This is a genomic window from Dietzia cinnamea NBRC 102147 (assembly GCF_001571065.1).
GTDB lineage: Bacteria > Actinomycetota > Actinomycetes > Mycobacteriales > Mycobacteriaceae > Dietzia > Dietzia cinnamea.
In genome coordinates, this window is record NZ_BCSW01000053.1 from 1 (window position 1) to 17,589 (window position 17,589).

A 17,589-nucleotide genomic window follows, 5' to 3' on the forward strand; every position below is an offset into this window, starting at 1 on the left:
TGCCTTGATCGACCAGGACACCCGCGGGGCGATCAAGATGGTCGCCGAAATAGAAACCGGGAGGATCCTCGGACTCAGCGCCATCGGAGACCGCGCCGGAGAAATCATGCTCGCGGCCACCTACGCCATCACAGCCGGGATGACTAGCCGCCAGATCGCCGACACCTGGGCTCCCTATTTGACCACTTCCGAAGCCCTGCGCCTGGTCGCAGGCACCTTCCACACCGAACTACCCACCTCCTGCTGCGCCTGAACACCGCCTCCACGTGGGGGCTTGGTCGGTCGCGTTCGAGGTTTCCTGCCGTCTCGGTTTCGAGTCGAGGAAGATGATGCCATGTCGAAGGACGTCAATCCCGTTACTGAACCACCCCGACAAAGCGAACAAGGTGCCCTGGCGCGAACTGCTCTGGTCGTCTCCGTCATGCTGCTGGCCGCGGCGGACCTCGGAGCTAAGGCTTGGGCGGGCGGAGCACTGGCCGACGACCACACGGTGGATCTGGGACCAATGCAGCTGCGCCTGGGTTTCAACTCCGGGGTGGCGTTCAGCCTCGGCGCTGGCCTTCCCGCCGGCGTCGTTCTCGGCATCACTGGACTCATCATCGGTGCGCTGGCGCTCTTCACCTGGCGGGCCACCGGCACAGCAACGCGCACAGTACGACTGGCGTTGGCCCTGGTCTTGGGCGGAGCTGTGGCCAACTTCATCGATCGCGCCCCCGACGGGGTGGTGACTGACTACCTGCACACCGGATGGTTCCCTACTTTCAACCTCGCCGATGTCTTCATCACCGGTGGCGCTGTGGTGCTGATCGTGGCCACCCTTACCGGCCGCGACAGGATCGAGGTGTGGGAGACGCCAGAAGTTGCAGCCCGGCAAGTCAGGGGACCTCATGACAACTGAGGTGGCCGCGGCGGCATCGGCCTTGTGGTTCGGCCTCGTGGCCGCGTTCGGGGTGCGCTCCTAGCGCCCCCATCAGAGCACCGCTTTCGCCGACCTGCGCGACCTGCGCGGCCTGCGCGGCCTGCGCGGCGCGCCCGGATCAGTCGAGTGGTTGAGGTGGGAGCTGGTGACGTCAGGTCTTGCGTGCCGACCGCGAGACGAGTCCGAGTTACACCGAGATTCTGCGACAGATGCTCACAGTGGCTGACCCACGCTCAGGGCGGCAGCGCTATCCCCGCTGCATTTCCGCCGATCCCGAGCCCGCTTGGTCGGCAGCCAGTCGATGCAGTCGTGCTCGCCTCTAGTTCGGCCGTATCTGACTGCTCAGGTGCCGACGTGGCCGCACCCGGCCGGTGCGGTGGCCGGCTCTGTCGTTTCTACAACCCACCCACCGCCGGTGGGTCGGACCAAAGCGCCACATCATAGACTCTTGGCTAGCCGTTGCAGCCCGAACTGCGCCGTAACTTTTCCACGCCGGTGCGACGCTCCGTTTGGAGATAGGGGCTGTCTCGGTTCAAGTGCGTGGAGCTACATGGATGCGAGTGAGCTATGCGTAGGACCCCCTTCGTCGCGGTAATCGCCGCGGTCGCCCTGGGCCTGGCCGGGTGCACCTCGGAGATCACCGAGACCGGGACGGAGACGACCGCAGCCTCGACCGCCGGCGCGGCGCCCATTGTGGTGGAGGATGCGTGGGTCAAGGCCACTGACGCCAGTGGGGGTACCGACCACAGCGAGGCCACTGGTGGCCCTAGCTCTGTTGTCCCGAATACGCACGGTGGCGGCGGCGCGATGGCACCGGTGTTTGGGACTGTGCGGAACCAATCCAATGAGGATGTCCGCTTGGTCGAGGTGGCCTCCGCGGTCTCCGGTGAGGCCGAGTTACACGAGACCGTCTCGGGGGCGGCGGGTGGCTCGATGATGCGGGAGCGAGAGGGCGGCTTTGTCATCCCGGCAGGCGGAGAGCTTGTGTTCGAGCCGGGCGGGAACCACATCATGCTGATGGGCGTGCAGGACTCGATCCGCACAGGTCAGGAAGTCACCGTGACCCTCACATTGGAAAACGGCGATACGAGCGAGATCGTCGCCTCCGCGCGGTCGTTCGAGGGGGGCAATGAGCAGTACCAGGGCGGGGAATGACCGGCAATGGGCGACAGTAACCACCGTTCGGCGTTGAATCGCAGATCCTTCCTGGTCGACGGCGCGGCTCTCACCGGTGGGGCCGCCGTCGCCGGAGGAGCTGCGGGGTGGGGAGTTGGTGGACGCACCGCCGCCGCGCGGATCCCTGATCGCGACGCGATAGCCAACTCTCGGGCCGTTGGCGCGGCCACCGAGCCCTTCCATGGTGACCGCCAATCCGGCATCACCACGGCGCCGCAGGCGCATGCGGCGTATATGGCATTCGATCTGCGAGACGGTGTTCGCCGCACCGACCTCATCGGCGTACTGCGAGCTTGGACGCAGGACGCGGCCCGGCTCACGCAGGGGCGCGGCGGTCTGGCCGACCTGCAACACGAGTTGGCTGAAGGACCGTCACGGTTAACGGTGACCATCGGCTTCGGCCCGGAACTGCTCGGCAAGGTCGGTCTTGGAGACCGCACCCCGGAGTGGTTGCAGCCGCTACCGGACTTCCCGCAGATCGACCGGCTCGAGGACCGGTGGTCCGGCGGCGATCTGCTGTTGCAGATCTGTGCCGACGACCCGCTCACCGTCGCGCACTCGGCCCGGATCCTGTCCTCGGGTGTTCGCGACGCGGTCATCCAGCGGTGGGCGCAGCGAGGGTTCCGTCGTGCCGTAGGCACCGACCCGTCCGGGCAGACACAACGCAACCTCTTCGGGCAGATTGACGGCACCGCCAATCCCGCGCCGACCGATGTCGACTACGACCAGTTGTTGTACTCCGATGGCGCCGACCGGCGATGGATGCGGGGCGGCACCTCTCTGGTGCTGCGTCGGATCCGGATGACGATGGACACCTGGGAGGAGATCGAACGGAGCAGCCGTGAGCTCACGATCGGACGGACACTCGCCACGGGCGCGCCGCTGACCGGCACCACAGAACACGACCCTGCTGACTTTGAGGCGATCGACCGCACCGGGTTGCCCGTCATCCCCACCGAATCACACATCGCCCGGGCCCGGCCACGGGTTCGGGCCGAGACGATTCTGCGACGACCGTACAACTACGACGATGTCCCGGATTCCGGCCAGATCAGCAACTCCGGGCTGTTGTTCGCGTCCTACCAGGCTGACCCGGTACGCCAGTTCGTGCCGATCCAGCAGCGACTGGCAGAGCAGGACATGCTCAACACCTGGACGGTTCCCATCGGCTCCGCCGTGTTCGCGATCCCACCGGGGTGCCACGAGGGCGGCTACGTCGGCGAGAGCGCATTGGAGAGATAGATGTACGCAACCGCCGGGAGCGGTGGTCACCGCCCCGCTCGATTCGGGCCTGGTCCGGCGTCGTCTCGTGGGGCGATCGCGCTCCGGTCGCCCCGCCTCACCGCAGTCCCTACGGCTGACCCGATTATCATCCAGTGATCACCTCAGGGCACGCACGAGTTGGAAAGCGGACATTCTGTTGAGTAAGAATCTGAAACTCTCGCTAGGGCTGATCGCGGCTGCTCTGGTCGTCCTGGTGGTGGCGTTGCTGGTCGCCGGGAACGATTCCGGCTCCGAGCAGGCACTTCCCGATGACAGCCCGGGTACCGGGGTGTTGGTGCGTGAGGACAGTCCCCGGCTCTCTGAGGGCGGTGACGCCGTCTTCGTGGAGTTCCTCGATTTCGAATGCGAAGCCTGCATCGCCCTCTACCCGACGATCGAGGACCTCCGCGAGCAGTACGGGGACCGGGTGACGTTCGTGGTGCGCCACATGCCCCTGCACGACAACTCCATGGCGGCGGCCCTGGCCGCCGAGGCCGCCGCCGAGCAAGGCCAGTTCGAGGCCATGTACCGCAAGCTGTTTGATACACCCGAGCAGTGGGGCCACCAACAAACCCCGCAAAGGGACACATTCTTCGGCTATGCCGAGGAGTTGGGCTTAGATATGGAGCGCTTTGAGAGCGCATACAACGACCCAGCCACCCTCGAACGCATCGAACAGAGCCGACAAGACGGTCAGAGCCTCGGGGTCACTGGCACACCGACCTTCTTCCTGGACGGGGAGCGCCTCGAACCGACCAGCGTCACCGATCTAGAGAACAGCATCAATGCTGCCCTCGGATAGTGCTGCCACCCCGGTCGCACACTCCACCAACGCCGATGTAGATCAGGGCCCCCACCGTAGGCTCGCGCTGTTGCTGGTCGTTGGTGGGCTCATCGGCCTGGTCGCGGCGGTCGTGCTGTTGGTGGAGAAAATCGCGCTGATCGAGAACCCGAGCTATATCCCGTCCTGCAGCATCAACCCCGTCCTGTCCTGCGGGTCGGTGATGACCACCGCGCAGGCAGAAGCCTTTGGCATCCCCAATCCGATCATCGGCATCGCCGGATTCGCCGCCACAACGGCCCTGGGTGCCGCACTCCTAGCCGGGGGAACCTTTCAACGCTGGCTCTGGGCCAGCATCCAAGTAGGTGTCACCTTCGCGATGGTGTTCATCCACTGGCTCATCTACCAGAGCTTGTACAGCATCGGTGCCCTGTGCCCGTACTGCATGATCGTCTGGGCGGTGACCATACCGATCTTCTGGTACTGCACCCTGTGCAATCTTCAGCCACTACGCCACAGCGATTCGGCGGGCCTGGCGCGCACCATCGCCGCAGTCACCGAATACCGAGGCGCGATACTCACCGCCTGGTACCTCCTTGTTCTACTGCTCATCACGCACCGCTTCTGGGACTACTGGACCACCCTCATCTAGAGACGCCCTCACCCACCGAGCAGCAGTTCGCGTTCGGCGAGTCAGTCCTCGGCCCACTCGGGACGACACTGCACACCGCCGACTGCGGAGTCGCTCCCATATCAGAGCAGCGCACGCCGGCTTTCAGACTCGCCCGTTACCGACCTCAGTTCTGAGACAGGTACAGCTATCGACTGCTGTCGCAGACGATCAGGCGCGGTTGCCTCCACGCGAGATGCGTCGATACTCGGACGCGAAGCGGTCGCCGTAGCGATCACGCATGGCCGCCGCCACGAGCCGGTCTGAGTCCGCGACCTCGTCCGGCGGACCGTCGACCGTGGCCGCGGGAGGGCCCGACGGGGCCTCCGAGACGGTGGTCTCGTGGTCGGGACCGGCGGCGCGGTTCCCGCCCTCGCGCGGCCACGCCTCGGCGGCCTCGTTGTCCTCGTCGTCCAGACGACGGCGCTGACGTAGCTCGCTCCACACGAAGTAACCCAGGCCGATGGGAGCGAGGACCCCGAAGGCCATCCATTGCAGGCCGTACGACAAGTACGGGCCCGACTCGGTGGACGGCAGTGGCATCGGTTCCAGGGATCCGGGCTGCCCGCCGGCGAGCTGGAGATAATAGGGCGACAGGTCTACGCCAAGGAGACCCCCAATGGCCGGGGGATCGATGTTGCGCACCATGTTCCACTCGTTCAGAACGATGGGGTCGGCGGGAGCATCCATCGGGATCCTGAGGCGGGCGGTGAAGGTGACCTGGCCCGTCGGAGCGGACGGGAAGTCCGGGACCGTGTTGTTGTCGCCGACTCGGACCCATCCGCGGTTGACGAGCAAGGTGTCCCCGCTGTCGGTGCGGAACGCACTAAGTACCTGGTACACGAGCTCGCCGTCGACGGATTGCATCCGCAACAGGACGTCCTCCACGGGCAGGTACCTTCCGCTCGCGGTGACCAGATGCCATTCGGAGGTACCAAGTGATCCATCGCGCCGGATCACCTCGTCCAGCGGAACCGGCCCTGCCGCGCTGCTCTCGACGAGCTGGGCGTTGCGTGCCTTGAGGTCCTCGTGCTTGTTCAACTGCCAGGGGGCAAGAGTCGTCAAACATAGGTAGACGAACAGGCCGATGAACATCAGGCTGATCAACCATCCCGGCGTGAGCATGCGAGAAAACGGTTTCACCTGCCAAACAGTAATCGTGCCGGCTCGCTGATTACACACCAGCATGCGCTTCCCTCGCGGGAGACGGCCCGCGCGCCCGAAGAACGCGGAGCTAGACGAGTACCCCTTGTGCCGCGAGCCACGACACCGGGTCGACCCACTGGCCGACGGCGTTCTGTACGCGGAAGTGCAGGTGGGGACCGGTGGAGTCTCCGCGGTTGCCCACGGTTCCGATCACTTGACCGGCACTGACCTGCTGTCCGACGCTGACATAGTTCTGGTCATTATGGCCATACTCCAGCAGTTCGCCGTCATCGGTTCGGATGCGGATCCAGATGCCATATCCTGCGGCGGGGCCAGCGGCTTCCACAACGCCGCTTTTAGCGGCGTAGAGCGGCGTTCCAATGGGCGCACCGAAGTCGGTGCCGTTATGGAAACTGCCCCACCGCGAACCAAATCCCGAGGTGATCGCTCCTGATGTGGGGGCATACGCACCACCGATCTGCGGGAGACTGCCTTCGTCGAGGGAGCCGAACCCGAGTCCGGCGGCGTACTGCCGGACCTCATTTGGGGCGACACCGAACTGGTCGCCGATCCTCTGGATCTCGGCTGGTCCGATGCCGAACTGGTCGGCCGCGGCCTGGATCGCCTCGACGACCTGGGCGTGCTCAATCGCGACAGGTTGAGCGGCGGCGGCGGGGGCAAAAGCCAAGCCCAGGCCGCCCGAGAGCGCTGCGCCGACGACCGCGCTACCAACAAACCGCGACACGGTCGAGGTTCCGCTGTCGACACGATGGCGACCGCCGGCCAACGTCGCGTTGTGCACGCCCAAACGCTCGGTGAGCTCGGCTACGGTCACGGACCGGGTGGAGTCGGTCATGGGGGCTGTCTCCATCGTGTGTTGGATTACGTGCTCCCGCGTCCCTGCGATGCGGGAGACCGACCTCGTCGGCAACACGGTCGAATATAACAACTAGATATCGATCATGTCACTCTCAACGCGTAATCCGTGACCATCATCAGCCCCAGCGCGGGGGCCCCGGCCCGCGAGAGAATGCGTTCCCCGATCGGGGAGCAATCGCCCGCGCCTGGAACGCTCAGCATCGGCCTCACTCCGGACGAAAGACCCGGGCGCCTCACTAGTTCTCCGCGTGACGATCGTCACGGGCGCCCACCCGCCTTGCGACCCCCCGCGCTCAGCCACTACCTTTGAGCGAATCAGGTCACGAATTGATCACGGTTAGAGGACGACGGGAGTCGGTAGCGCAGTGGAGAAGCGAGCAGGACCGAAGCACGCCTCTCAGTCGACCAGCTCCCCGCGGCGGCGCCGGGGAGCCCATCGCCGGGTTTCACCGAATAACCACCGCAGTATCACCGCGGTCGTGGCCCTAGCCGCGGGCGCCTCTATCGCCGCGGCGGCCCCCACCGATGATCAGCGGATCGTCCTCCTCGCCACCGACGAGCACCCGACCGGTAACGCTGATGACGCGCACTCCAAAGATGCCCAGGCCGCGACCCCCTCGGCTCCGCTCCCCCTCACCTCCGATGACACGAACGTGGCAGGCGAGCCAGGACCCACCTCCGCGGCATTCGTCGGCAGTTTGCAAAGCGGCACCGAACTCAACTACCAGCGTGAGATCGCCGAAGAGCAGGCGCGGCGCCCCACTGTGGCCCTTCCGGCAGTGGGTATCTCAACGTCCTCCTTCGGCCCCCGGTGGGGAACGTCCCATTCAGGTCTCGATGTCGCCAACGCCATCGGCACGCCGCTCTTCGCCGCGACCGACGGAATCGTCATCGATTCAGGCCCCGCCTCCGGGTACGGCAACTGGATCCGGATCATGTCGCCGGACGGTTTCATGACCGTCTACGGCCACAATGAGAGCAATGCAGTCCAGGTGGGTGACACTGTCGTCGCTGGTCAGCAGATTGGCGTGATGGGCAACCGCGGCTTTTCTACCGGCCCACACGTGCACTTCGAGGTTTGGGCCGACGGCGGTTCCCGGGCTGTCGATCCCTCGGCGTGGCTGGCAGAACGGGGCATCGTGGTCAACTCGGGGTCAAACAGCAGCGCCCTATGACACCGGAACTCTGACAGCGCAGGCTGGCCGACAAGGGACTGCTCTCCCGGTCTCCCCCGGTGGTACTGGGCTTTTAGCTGTGACGAACAACTGACAAGACGACGCCCACCGGCACACTCACTGCGAGGCTGGCAATGACAATCCGGTAGAGCACGAGATACCACGTACGCGGGCGCGCGTGACGCACAGTGGCCAGGAACAACGTGAGCGATATCAGCAACAGCACACCGCCCGCGGCCACCACGATCACGGAGCCGGTCAGGGTGCCACCGAGTACCGCACTGTTGGCCAAGTTGTAGGCGAGAAGCTGGACAACACGCAGGCGACCGAACAGTGTGCCGCCAGTAAGCAGTGCCTGTCCGACGCCCAGCCCTACCTGGGCCACCCCCGCAACTAGCACCAGGTAGGCCGCCACCCAGGAACCCTCATCGAAACCGGTGGGACCGGTGACCGCGGCGACAAGGCCGCCCGCGATGATGGCGGTGAGGCCGACGAGCACGAATTCTCGCATCGCCCGCCAGTGCGAGCGTGTGAACTCGGCCTGATTACGTGCGCTGTGACTCAGTTCGTCGCCCATTCTCTGTTTCCCCTCGCCGTGATCGGTGTCGTGGTCCTGGTAGCGGGGTTGCTCGCCACTGAGGTGGAGACCACCGGGTTGTCGCACCCGCCGGTTGGTGGGGTTGGGGATGTTGCGGCGGGCGGCCATCTCGTTCATGGGCTCGCTCCTATCGCCGACGTGCCTGGGGGACGAACAAGGGGGTGTGAGGGAACCATCCTCGACGACGAGGGTCCGCTTGTCCCCTACTTCCGGTCGGTCTGGGACATTTCGCGGAGCATGTCGTTATAGGCCTTGAGCTCGGCGTCGTCGTCGCGCTCGGCCTGCCGCTCCCCGCGCCAAGCCTCACGCATGTCCGTCTGGAACCACTGCCAGGCCAGGGCGAGCATGACGATGAACAGCGGGATCTCCCCCGCCGCCCACGCCACCCCGCCGCCGACCTGCTGGCTCTGGAGGAGATCCGGGACCCAGGGCAGCCCGATCCCCGAGTACCAGCCCTCGGCCAGCACGGTCTTGTAGTTCATGAGCATGATGCCGAAGAACGCGTGGAACGGCAGCGAACCGAGCAGCACCATCAGCTTGTAGAAGGGCGAGAACTGCCGCGGCGCCGCGTCCACGCCGATGATCACCCAGTAGAACAGGTAGCCGCTGATGAGGAAGTGCACGTTCATGAACATGTGGCCCAGGTGCTCGGAGGCCAGCGTCTCGTAGAACCCCCCGAAGTAGATCAGGTAGAACCCGGCCACGAACTGCACCGATGCGACGATCGGGTGGGTGAGGAATCGGGAGAGCGGGTTGTTGATGAACTCCACGATCCACTCGCGTGGTCCCGGCGGGTTGGCGCGGCCCGCCGCCGGCAGGGCCCGCAGCGCCAGTGTCAGCGGCCCGCCTAGGGCGAGCAGGACCGGAACGAGCATCGAGATGAGCATGTGCCCGACCATGTGGCTGGAGAAGTCGGCCATCATGTACATCCCCATGCCGGAGCTGGTGGTCAGGAACAGCAGCACGCACCCGAGCACCCACGCCACGGTCCGTCCCGCCGGCCAGGCGTCGCCGCGTCGGCGCAGGGTGATCAGCCCCCACACGTAGAGCCCGAGCAGGATCACCGAGGCCAGACCCAGCACCAGGTCGAAGCGCCACAGACCGAACACCGTCTCGAAGGAGAACGGCCCCGGCAACTCAAAACCCAGCAGCGACTCCTGCCGGGTGGGCACGTAGAGCGGTGCCGGTGGTGGGGTGCGGCCGAGCGAGACTGACAGGCCCAGGGTGCCCGCCATGATCACCGTTTCGACCAGTCCGATTCGCAGCAGCGTTCCGCGGTCCACCGGGGCGTTGGCCGACGTTCCCTCGATCCGGTTGATGATGCGCCGGCGCACCGCCAGCCCGAACACCGCCAACAGTGCCAGGCACAACGCTTTGGCCACAATCAGCAGCCCGTAGGTCGAGGTCAGCAGGTCGGCGGGGTGCAGACGGACCAGCCCGTTGATGATCCCGGTCAGCCCGAGCGCGACGATCGCCACCGTGGCCACCACCGAATAGCGGCGCAGGGCCAGCGCGACGCGCGAGCCACCGCGCAGCGCGTGCGCGATCACCGCGACGAGCCCGCCCACGTAGAACGCGGCGGCGAACAGGTGGATGATCAGCGAGTTGGCGGCAATGTCGTGGGCGGTGCCGCCCGAGGCGTGGCCCGTCGCGGCAACGGGCAGGAGCGAGAGCACCGTGACCCCCAGCCAGATGACCGACCAGCGCCAGCTCACGGTGAGCCGCTGACCGATCCCGGCGACCAGTGCAATGATCGCGGCCCAGCGCCACGAGGATGCCACCTCGATCTCGGTGATCGCCACGATCCACTGGTCCGGCGGCAGGGACTGCCAGAGCGTGCGCCCGGAGACGTCGGACAGGGTCAGCGGGATGAGCAGGGCCGCCGCGATCGCCCACGCGATGTTGACCCACGAGGAGATTTGCTGTGCGCGGTAGCCGTCCACGTCGAGGGTCTTGTCTTTCTGCGGCGGGGTGAAGAACGCGGCGAACAGCGCCATTCCCACCGCCACCGATGCCAGCAGCTCGGCGATCGCGCGGACCGCCGGGAGCCCGGCGGTGGTGAATACGCCCGGGTCTGGGACGCCGAGGAGCTCGAGCGCCAGGTCCGTGGACATTCGCGAGAGCGGGACCACCACACCTGCCGCCACGACCGCGAGCAGCACCACGACCGGCACCACACCGCGGGTACGCAGCGGTCTGGCGGTGGCAGAAGCCTTGGACGAGGGTGCCTTCGACGACGGCGACATGATCACTATCGTAGGAAGCGGGTGTCCTCCGGTCCGATTCGCGCCTGCTCTGCGCACCCCCGTGATCGGCGCCATGCGGGCCGTCCACCTGCCGGCGGACTACCGGGCCTGCTCGCATGCGCCCACTCCGCCGCCGCTCTTTTGGACTCCGGGTCCCAGCTGATCAGAAAAAGCCAGTCTCGGGTTCGGGCGGTGATCGCGTGGGTCGGCCAGCCTGCCGAGGCCTTCAGGGTCGTACCTTCACCCGCATTGGTGGCCGTCTCCGCGCCCGCCGATCCCTTTCCTGCCGCCGCGCCGAGCAAGTCCGCTGGCCGGACCCGCTCTACCCATCGTGCAGAAATGTGAACCGTTCATCTCCGGCTCGTAGCGGGTCAAGCGTGTCGGACTGCGGGAGATTCACGGTCACGCACGGCGGCGGTCTCCAGTTGAATGGTGGCATGGTCAATGGAGACGGGGAAATGCTCCTTGACGCAGGTGAGGATCTCCTCCAGGATCTGCGGTGCGTGACCGGATTCGAAGCACTGATCATCGATCACGACATGCGCGGAGATGACCGGCAGGCCGGTCCCAATCATGGATGCGTGCAAGTCGTGCACGTCCCGAACATGGTCCAGCTCCAGTATGTGATCCCGGACCTCATCCAGATCGAGCCCCGTAGGCGCGTACTCCATCAGCACCCGAACCGTCTGCCGCAGAAGCGTGAACGCGCGCGGGATGATCAAGGCGGCGATGAACAGCGCGGCAATGGTGTCGGCTCGCTGGAAACCGGTGGTGTTGATGACGATCGCCGCAACGATCACCCCCACCGACCCCAAAGCGTCGTTGAGCACCTCCAGAAATGCCGCCCGCATGTTGAAGTTGTCGCCTCGCCTGGAGGCCAGCACCACAATGGCGGCGATATTGGCGATCAGGCCGATCACGCCGAACACCAGCAGTTCGGTACCGGGCACGTCCGCCGGCTCGAAGAGTCTGCGGACGCCTTCGATCGCGGCATAGCTACCGACGACGATCAGCAGGACAGCTTGCCCTAGTGCGGCGATGACTTCGATCCGGGCGAATCCCCAGGTCCGTTTACTGCTCGGTGGACGCAGCATCATCGTCGCGGCTATGACCGCAACCAACAATCCCGACGCATCAGCCAATGCATGAGCGGTGTCGGTCAACAACGCGAGACTGCCAGTGACCACGCTGCCCACCGCTTGGGCCACCACGATGATCGCGGTGATGCAGAACGCGATCAGCAGCCGACGACGCGTCCCGCGATCGGCCTGGGGAGAAGTACTTCCATGGTCGTGACCGTGGCTATGCCCCATCTCGACTCACTCCTGCCCGAGGTCAAGGTCGGGGTGGTCCTGGTGATCGCGCAGCGACGGCGACACCCCGGACGCACTCAATAGCGCATCGGCGGCTTCTACCAGGTCCGCCAGCCGGGCCGGCTCAGCCAGCGAGAACCAAGAGGAGCGCCCCTCGATCCGCATTTGGACCAGCCCGCAATCCCGCAGGCAAGCCAGGTGCTTGCTCACCGTGGACTGAGCCAGATACATGTGATCGACCAGATCCCGAACCCGATGCTCACCATTGACCAGATGCTCCAACAACGCCAGTCGAGTTGGTTCTGCCAGAGCATGGAACAACGCTGCATAGGTGTTTCGATCCTCGAACGTCACTGAATCGAGCACCCCATAATTAATCGTCATAGAGCGATGTTAGCATGAACCGGCGATAAGTTCGGGTGGGTCTCGGTCCTCGGCGTACGCATTGTTCTTGCTCAGTCGTGCCGGCAGCTGATGCCACCCGTCGAAGCCGGGGCGCAGCACAAGGCCGTCCGGTCGATACCGAGTTGCGGTGATGGTTGCCGTCGTTTTTTCCGGCGGCGTGCGGCGCGGCTAACGCGACAACACCGTCAATGAGGGAGCGGTGCCGGCGTGCATGTGCCGACTGTCGTCGTGGTCGGCAGTTCTTGGGCTCGGGGGTCGCTCGAGCTGCCTGATGCGTGCGGCACGCAGGCCGTTGAGTATGACGAAGACTTCGGCGGCCTCGTGGACCAGGACGACGGCTGCGAGTCCCAGAATTCCGGTGATCGCCAGTGGAAGAAGAACGACGATGATCGCCAAGGACAGGATGATGTTCTGATTGATGATGCGACGACCGCGGCGGGCGTGGTCTATGGCGCGCGGGATCAGTCGCAAGTCATCGCCGGTGAATGCGACATCCGCCGACTCGACCGCTGCGTCGGAGCCGGTGGCTCCCATGGCGATTCCGATGTCGGCCGAGGCGAGCGCGGGGGCGTCGTTGACGCCGTCTCCGATCATCGCCACTGGCCCCCGGCCGTCGGCACGCAACTCGGCGATTGCCTGCGCCTTGTCCTGCGGGCGCAGCTCGGAACGCACGTCGGTGATCCCCGCCTCGGCGGCCAGTGCATCAGCGGTGCGGGTGTTGTCGCCGGTAAGCATCGTCACGCCCGTACCCCTCGCCGCCAGCGACGTCATGGCCTCGCCGGCCTCTGGACGCAGCTCGTCGCGCACCCCGATGGCCCCGACCGGGTGGTCGTCGCGGTGGACGACCACCACGGTGATGCCGCGGGCCTCCATCGCGTGAACGTGATCTGCCAGAGGGCCCGGGTCGAGCCAGCGCGGGCTGCCGACGGCGATGTGCGCGCCATCGATGAGGCCGGCGATTCCCGCGCCGGCGGACTCGGTGACCGCCGATGCGGCGGTGATCGCTGCGGCCAGCGGGTGGGTGCTGTGGGTTTTCAGAGCGGCCGCCCAGCTCAGGACCTCGTCGTGGGCAGCGTTGCGGGTGGTGAGGACCTGCGTGACGGTGGGCTGGTTTCGGGTCAAGGTGCCGGTCTTGTCCACTGCCACATGCCGGAGGTAGCCCATGCGCTCGAACGCGGCACCGGATTTGATGATCACCCCGAACTTGCTGGCCGCACCGAAAGCGGAGATGACCGTGATCGGCACCGAGATCGCCAGTGCGCACGGCGAAGCTGCGACCAGTACCACCAGTGCTCGCTCGATCCACAGTCCGGAATCTCCGAAGATCGAGCCGATCAGGGCGACCAGAGCCGCCAGGATGAGAACACCCGGCACCAGCGGGCGGGCCAGGCGGTCGGCGATACGTGCCCGCTCCCCCTTCTTTGTCTGTGCCTGCTCAACCAGTTTGACCACTGTGGTCATGGAATTGTCTGTTCCTGCGGCGGTGGTCTTGACCTCCAGGACGCCGGAGGTGTTGATCGCGCCGGCCAACACCGCGTCACCGGGTCCGACCTCGACGGGAATGGATTCACCCGTGATCGCCGAGACATCCAGGCTGCCCTGCCCGACACGAACGATCCCGTCGGTGGCCAGGCGTTCGCCGGCGACCAGACGCAGCACATCGCCGCGTTCCAGAGACTCAACGGGCACGTTGCGGGCGGCGCCGAGGACGGTGGCACTGGAGGGGATCAGGGCCAGCAGAGCCCGCAAGCCTGAGCGGGCCTTGTCCATCGCCCGATCCTCCAGCGCTTCGACGATGGAGTACAAGAAGGCCAGCGCGGCGGCCTCCTCGATGAACCCGAGCCCGACCGCACCGGCGGCGCTGATCGTCATCAGCAGCCCGATGCTCAGCCGGCCCCGGGACAACAGACCCCGCACGGCGCTTGGAACGAACTGCGAGGCGCCCAGCAGGAGCGCGGTCCAGAACAGCCACGCCGCTGCAGTCTCCGCCCCGGGACCATTGGCGAGCCACTCGAGGATCAAACCCAGCAATAGCGTCAGGCCAGAGAACGCCGGGATGAGGACGGCACCGTTGCGCCACCACGAAGCGGACTCGTCAGGGCCGGTCACTGGCCCGGCCGGCTCACAACCACACGCGGACGTTGTCACCGTCGCTCCCCCACGGAACTGTAGCAACCCTCGACCGGACACTGCATGTCCAGACAGGGCGCGTTCTCGTCAACGGCAAGAGTCGTCTCGACCAAGGCGTTCAACGCACGTGCCAGATGGGCATCGACGATCTCGTACCGATTCTGTCGACCCTCACGTTCAACCACGGCGATCCCGCAATCTCTGGTTCACAGGGCGGATATTGGCTATGGCACGATCGGACAGCGGGACCATCTCGCCAGTGCCGGTCACGTCACTGGCGTTCGAGAGAGCCACCCCGTGCGACACCGCCGGTTCGGAGCCGAGGGGGCAATGGCCCGTCGCAGACCGGAGTGAAAAGCATGGGCAGTATCCGAGCCATCGGTTTCCGCGCGCGCCTCTGGGCGGCCCTGTGTGCGGGCGCCTTAGCCCTCTCCGGTTGTGGCAGTGGCACCGATGCGGTCGCGCAAGGCGGCACGTTCGAGTTCGTCAGTCCAGATGGACAGCTGGAGATCCACTACCCCGAGGAAGAACGGAAACCGGTTGCCGAACTCGCCGGGCCGGATCTGCTTGACCCAGACCAGACCATCGGGCTCGCTGACTACAAGGGCGAGGTGGTGATCCTCAATACGTGGGGCCAATGGTGTGGGCCTTGCCGCACCGAGGTCGACGATCTTCAGCGCCTTCAGGAGGAGTTCGAATCCCAGGGCGCCACCGTGCTCGGGATCAACGTGCGTGATCCCAATCGCGATAAGCCGGTCGACTTCGTGCGCGACAACGGCCTTACCTACCCGTCGATCTGGGACCCGTCCAACGCGGCCGTAGGTGCACTTCGCGGCTTTCCCACCTCGATCGTGCCGACAACCCTCGTGCTTGACCGGCAACACCGGGTGGCCGCCGTGTATTTGGCGGCGGTCACCGATTACCAACTTCGGGACGTCATAGCCGAATTGGTGGCCGACGAGGAGAGTGCCACGCCGTGACGAATGTTGCCGACCTCGTCTTCGCCGGTGCCATGCCGCCGATGGACGGCCTGGTGCTCGCGCAGGGTATCGGTTCGGCGTTCCAACAGACAGCGGCCAGCGGACCCCTTCTGCTCGCCCTCGGCGCCTGCCTACTAGTGTCGCGTGTCGTTAGTTCCTAAATGCTTGGGCGTTTGGGAGAATGGGTTATGCCCAATAACCCAGCTCCGGCTTTGATTCTTCGTGATGGTGACCGCGAGGAGTTGGAGTCGTGGACGCGGTCAACGTCGATCCAATCGGGGTTGGCGATGCGGGCGCGGATCATCCTGCTCGCGGCGGAAGGTCAGGCGAACTCTCGGATCGCTGACCGGGAGCGAACGACGCCGACGACGGTGTGGAAGTGGCGAGGCAGGTATGAGGCGGATGGGATCGCGGGCCTGTTCGACGAACCGCGCTCTGGCCGGCCGAAGCGGATAGATGACCAGAAGATCATCACCACGACGTTGACTCCTCCGCCGAAGAAGTACGGGGTGACGCACTGGTCCTCACGCCTGCTGGCGGATCATCTGAAGATCGGTAACGCCACCGTGGCCAGGGCGTGGCGCAAGTTCGGCGTGCAGCCTTGGCGGGCCGGAACGTTCAAGTTCTCCACCGATCCCGAACTGGTCGCGAAGGTCACCGACGTGGTGGGGTTGTACTTGGCGCCACCGGACAACGCGATCGTGTTGTGTGTTGACGAGAAGAGTCAGATCCAGGCGCTGGATAGGACCGCGCCGATGCTGCCGATGCGCACCGGCAGCATCGAAAGGCACACCCACGATTACAAGCGGCACGGCACCACGACTCTGTTCGCCGCGTTGGACGTTGCGACCGGGCACGTCACCGGCGCGGTCAAGCCGAAGCATCGCCATCAGGAGTTCCTGGCGTTCCTGCGTCAACTCGACCGCGCCTACCCGGAGGTTGACCTGCACTTGGTGATGGACAACTACGCCACCCACAAAACCCCGGCAGTGAAGGTGTGGCTGGCACAGCATCCGCGGTTCCACGTGCACTTCACCCCGACGTCCGGATCCTGGCTCTGTCAAGCCCCGGGTTTTGTAGAGGGTGGTTATCTGGCGTCGACGAGGTCGTCGACGGGCTCTGGTGCCGGTTCGGCCGCCGTGTGTTGGGCTTCGTATTCGGCGGGTGGGACGTAGCCGATCTCGCCGTGGATGCGGCGGTGGTTGAACCAGTCGATGTACTCGGCGACGGCGATCTCGAGATCGTCGATGTCCCGCCATGGCCCCTTGTGGCGGTTGCGGATCAACTCGGCTTTGAACAGAGAATTGAACGCCTCGGCCATAGCGTTGTCGTAGGAGTCGCCGCGTGAACCCACCGAGGCCACCAGGTCCTGTTCTTCGAGCCGCTCGGTGTAGCGCAGCGCCCGGTACTGAACGCCGCGGTCACTGTGGTGAATCAGCCCGCCCAGGTCGTCGCCGGCGTGGGTGCGCTGCCAGATCGCCATGTTCAACGCGTCCAGGGCCAGGTCGGTGTAGAGGTTCTTGGACAGCTGCCAGCCGACGACCATCCGCGAGTAGACGTCGATGATGAACGCCGCGTACACCCACCCGGCGTAGGTGCGGATGTAGGTGATGTCGGCGACCCAAAGTTGATTCGGCCGCTCGGCGACGAACTTGCGTTCCACCAGGTCAGCGGGCCGCTCAGTCTCAGCCTTGGGCCGAGTGGTGCGCGGCGACTTGGCCCGCTGGACCCCCTTGAGTCCTTCAGCTCTCATGAGGCGTTCGACAGTGCAGCGGGCGACCTGGTGGCCGGCGCGGCCCATCTCCTTCCACATCTTGCGGGCGCCGTACACGTGGTAGTTCTCCTCGTACATCGTGGTGATCGCGACCGTCAGTTCGGCGTCGCGAACCGATCGCGCTGAGGGCGGTC

Annotated in this window: 17 protein-coding genes and 2 pseudogenes; 10 read left to right on the forward strand and 9 right to left on the reverse strand. The window is 65.6% G+C overall.

Going from position 1 to position 17,589, the window contains the following annotated elements; translation table 11 throughout:
- The 6 genes from DCI01S_RS13760 to DCI01S_RS13785 all read left to right on the forward strand — a co-directional run.
- A partial coding sequence (locus DCI01S_RS13760) for an oxidoreductase dimerization domain-containing protein (protein WP_497463102.1) occupies positions 1-253 on the forward strand: 253 nt, incomplete at its 5' end.
- Positions 254-334: 81 nt separating this feature from the next.
- On the forward strand, positions 335-898 hold the full coding sequence (lspA, locus tag DCI01S_RS13765; RefSeq protein WP_082767827.1) for a signal peptidase II: 564 nt from the start codon (positions 335-337) through the stop codon (positions 896-898).
- A 588-nt stretch (positions 899-1,486) separates the two neighbouring features.
- Positions 1,487-2,074 carry a copper chaperone PCu(A)C gene (locus DCI01S_RS13770; RefSeq protein ID WP_061229753.1) on the forward strand — a complete coding sequence of 196 codons (588 nt, stop codon included), beginning with the start codon at positions 1,487-1,489 and terminating at the stop codon, positions 2,072-2,074.
- A 6-nt stretch (positions 2,075-2,080) separates the two neighbouring features.
- Positions 2,081-3,337, forward strand: a complete 1,257-nt coding sequence (locus tag DCI01S_RS13775; protein WP_061229754.1) for a Dyp-type peroxidase — start codon at positions 2,081-2,083, stop codon at positions 3,335-3,337.
- A 178-nt stretch (positions 3,338-3,515) separates the two neighbouring features.
- Positions 3,516-4,160 (forward strand): DsbA family protein, encoded by a 645-nt coding sequence (locus DCI01S_RS13780; RefSeq protein WP_061229755.1) that lies wholly within the window; start codon positions 3,516-3,518, stop codon positions 4,158-4,160.
- Positions 4,144-4,791: a vitamin K epoxide reductase family protein gene (locus DCI01S_RS13785; protein ID WP_061229756.1), complete on the forward strand. Its 648-nt coding sequence runs from the start codon at positions 4,144-4,146 to the stop codon at positions 4,789-4,791. The genes DCI01S_RS13780 and DCI01S_RS13785 overlap by 17 nt, the downstream gene beginning before the upstream one ends.
- Positions 4,792-4,980: 189 nt before the next feature.
- Here the strand turns inward: DCI01S_RS13785 and DCI01S_RS13790 are convergent, their stop codons facing one another.
- Positions 4,981-5,952 (reverse strand): SURF1 family cytochrome oxidase biogenesis protein, encoded by a 972-nt coding sequence (locus DCI01S_RS13790; RefSeq protein ID WP_082767828.1) that lies wholly within the window; start codon positions 5,950-5,952, stop codon positions 4,981-4,983.
- A gap of 91 nt (positions 5,953-6,043) precedes the next feature.
- Positions 6,044-6,811 carry a M23 family metallopeptidase gene (locus tag DCI01S_RS13795; RefSeq protein ID WP_061229763.1) on the reverse strand — a complete coding sequence of 256 codons (768 nt, stop codon included), beginning with the start codon at positions 6,809-6,811 and terminating at the stop codon, positions 6,044-6,046.
- Positions 6,812-7,313: 502 nt separating this feature from the next.
- Between DCI01S_RS13795 and DCI01S_RS13800 the strand changes: the two genes are divergently transcribed.
- Positions 7,314-8,009 carry a M23 family metallopeptidase gene (locus tag DCI01S_RS13800; protein ID WP_082767829.1) on the forward strand — a complete coding sequence of 232 codons (696 nt, stop codon included), beginning with the start codon at positions 7,314-7,316 and terminating at the stop codon, positions 8,007-8,009.
- A gap of 73 nt (positions 8,010-8,082) precedes the next feature.
- On the opposite strand, the gene DCI01S_RS13805 is transcribed toward DCI01S_RS13800, so the two are convergent.
- The 6 genes and pseudogenes from DCI01S_RS13805 to DCI01S_RS17945 form a co-directional block, all read right to left on the reverse strand.
- A complete protein-coding gene (locus DCI01S_RS13805) occupies positions 8,083-8,724 on the reverse strand; it encodes a hypothetical protein (RefSeq protein WP_017838581.1) in 642 nt (213 codons plus the stop codon).
- Positions 8,725-8,810: 86 nt separating this feature from the next.
- Positions 8,811-10,853, reverse strand: a complete 2,043-nt coding sequence (locus DCI01S_RS13810; RefSeq protein ID WP_061229765.1) for a bifunctional copper resistance protein CopD/cytochrome c oxidase assembly protein — start codon at positions 10,851-10,853, stop codon at positions 8,811-8,813.
- 371 nt (positions 10,854-11,224) lie between these two features.
- On the reverse strand, positions 11,225-12,166 hold the full coding sequence (locus tag DCI01S_RS13815; protein ID WP_017838579.1) for a cation diffusion facilitator family transporter: 942 nt from the start codon (positions 12,164-12,166) through the stop codon (positions 11,225-11,227).
- A 6-nt stretch (positions 12,167-12,172) separates the two neighbouring features.
- Positions 12,173-12,550: an ArsR/SmtB family transcription factor gene (locus DCI01S_RS13820; protein WP_061229758.1), complete on the reverse strand. Its 378-nt coding sequence runs from the start codon at positions 12,548-12,550 to the stop codon at positions 12,173-12,175.
- A 189-nt stretch (positions 12,551-12,739) separates the two neighbouring features.
- A complete protein-coding gene (locus DCI01S_RS13825) occupies positions 12,740-14,680 on the reverse strand; it encodes a heavy metal translocating P-type ATPase (protein ID WP_061229759.1) in 1,941 nt (646 codons plus the stop codon).
- 35 nt (positions 14,681-14,715) lie between these two features.
- Positions 14,716-14,904 (reverse strand): annotated as a pseudogene (locus tag DCI01S_RS17945) (Cd(II)/Pb(II)-sensing metalloregulatory transcriptional regulator CmtR); the annotation flags it as partial.
- Positions 14,905-15,060: 156 nt separating this feature from the next.
- Between DCI01S_RS17945 and DCI01S_RS13830 the strand changes: the two are divergent.
- The 3 genes and pseudogenes from DCI01S_RS13830 to DCI01S_RS13835 all read left to right on the forward strand — a co-directional run bounded on the left by DCI01S_RS13830 (position 15,061) and on the right by DCI01S_RS13835 (position 16,856).
- A complete protein-coding gene (locus tag DCI01S_RS13830; protein ID WP_061229760.1) occupies positions 15,061-15,681 on the forward strand; it encodes a TlpA disulfide reductase family protein in 621 nt (206 codons plus the stop codon).
- Between the two features lie 41 nt (positions 15,682-15,722).
- A pseudogene (locus tag DCI01S_RS17950) lies at positions 15,723-15,830 on the forward strand (cytochrome c biogenesis protein CcdA); the annotation flags it as partial.
- A 138-nt stretch (positions 15,831-15,968) separates the two neighbouring features.
- Positions 15,969-16,856: an IS630 family transposase gene (locus DCI01S_RS13835; RefSeq protein ID WP_438356740.1), complete on the forward strand. Its 888-nt coding sequence runs from the start codon at positions 15,969-15,971 to the stop codon at positions 16,854-16,856.
- Here the strand turns inward: DCI01S_RS13835 and DCI01S_RS13840 are convergent.
- Positions 16,769-17,589: IS3 family transposase (locus DCI01S_RS13840; RefSeq protein WP_061229761.1), on the reverse strand; the 821-nt coding region annotated here is incomplete at its 5' end. The two genes, DCI01S_RS13835 and DCI01S_RS13840, sit on opposite strands and share 88 nt — an antisense overlap.

Excerpts from the sequence above, each read along its gene's own strand:
- lspA (WP_082767827.1), top strand. The coding sequence starts at position 335 with ATGTCGAAGGACGTCAATCCCGTTACTGAACCACCCCGACAAAGCGAA.
- DCI01S_RS13770 (WP_061229753.1), top strand. The coding sequence starts at position 1,487 with ATGCGTAGGACCCCCTTCGTCGCGGTAATCGCCGCGGTCGCCCTGGGC.
- DCI01S_RS13775 (WP_061229754.1), top strand. The coding sequence starts at position 2,081 with ATGGGCGACAGTAACCACCGTTCGGCGTTGAATCGCAGATCCTTCCTG.
- DCI01S_RS13785 (WP_061229756.1), top strand. The coding sequence starts at position 4,144 with ATGCTGCCCTCGGATAGTGCTGCCACCCCGGTCGCACACTCCACCAAC.
- DCI01S_RS13795 (WP_061229763.1), bottom strand. The coding sequence starts at position 6,811 with ATGACCGACTCCACCCGGTCCGTGACCGTAGCCGAGCTCACCGAGCGT.
- DCI01S_RS13805 (WP_017838581.1), bottom strand. The coding sequence starts at position 8,724 with ATGAACGAGATGGCCGCCCGCCGCAACATCCCCAACCCCACCAACCGG.
- DCI01S_RS13810 (WP_061229765.1), bottom strand. The coding sequence starts at position 10,853 with ATGTCGCCGTCGTCGAAGGCACCCTCGTCCAAGGCTTCTGCCACCGCC.
- DCI01S_RS13815 (WP_017838579.1), bottom strand. The coding sequence starts at position 12,166 with ATGGGGCATAGCCACGGTCACGACCATGGAAGTACTTCTCCCCAGGCC.
- DCI01S_RS13820 (WP_061229758.1), bottom strand. The coding sequence starts at position 12,550 with ATGACGATTAATTATGGGGTGCTCGATTCAGTGACGTTCGAGGATCGA.
- DCI01S_RS13830 (WP_061229760.1), top strand. The coding sequence starts at position 15,061 with ATGGGCAGTATCCGAGCCATCGGTTTCCGCGCGCGCCTCTGGGCGGCC.
- DCI01S_RS13835 (WP_438356740.1), top strand. The coding sequence starts at position 15,969 with ATGCGGGCGCGGATCATCCTGCTCGCGGCGGAAGGTCAGGCGAACTCT.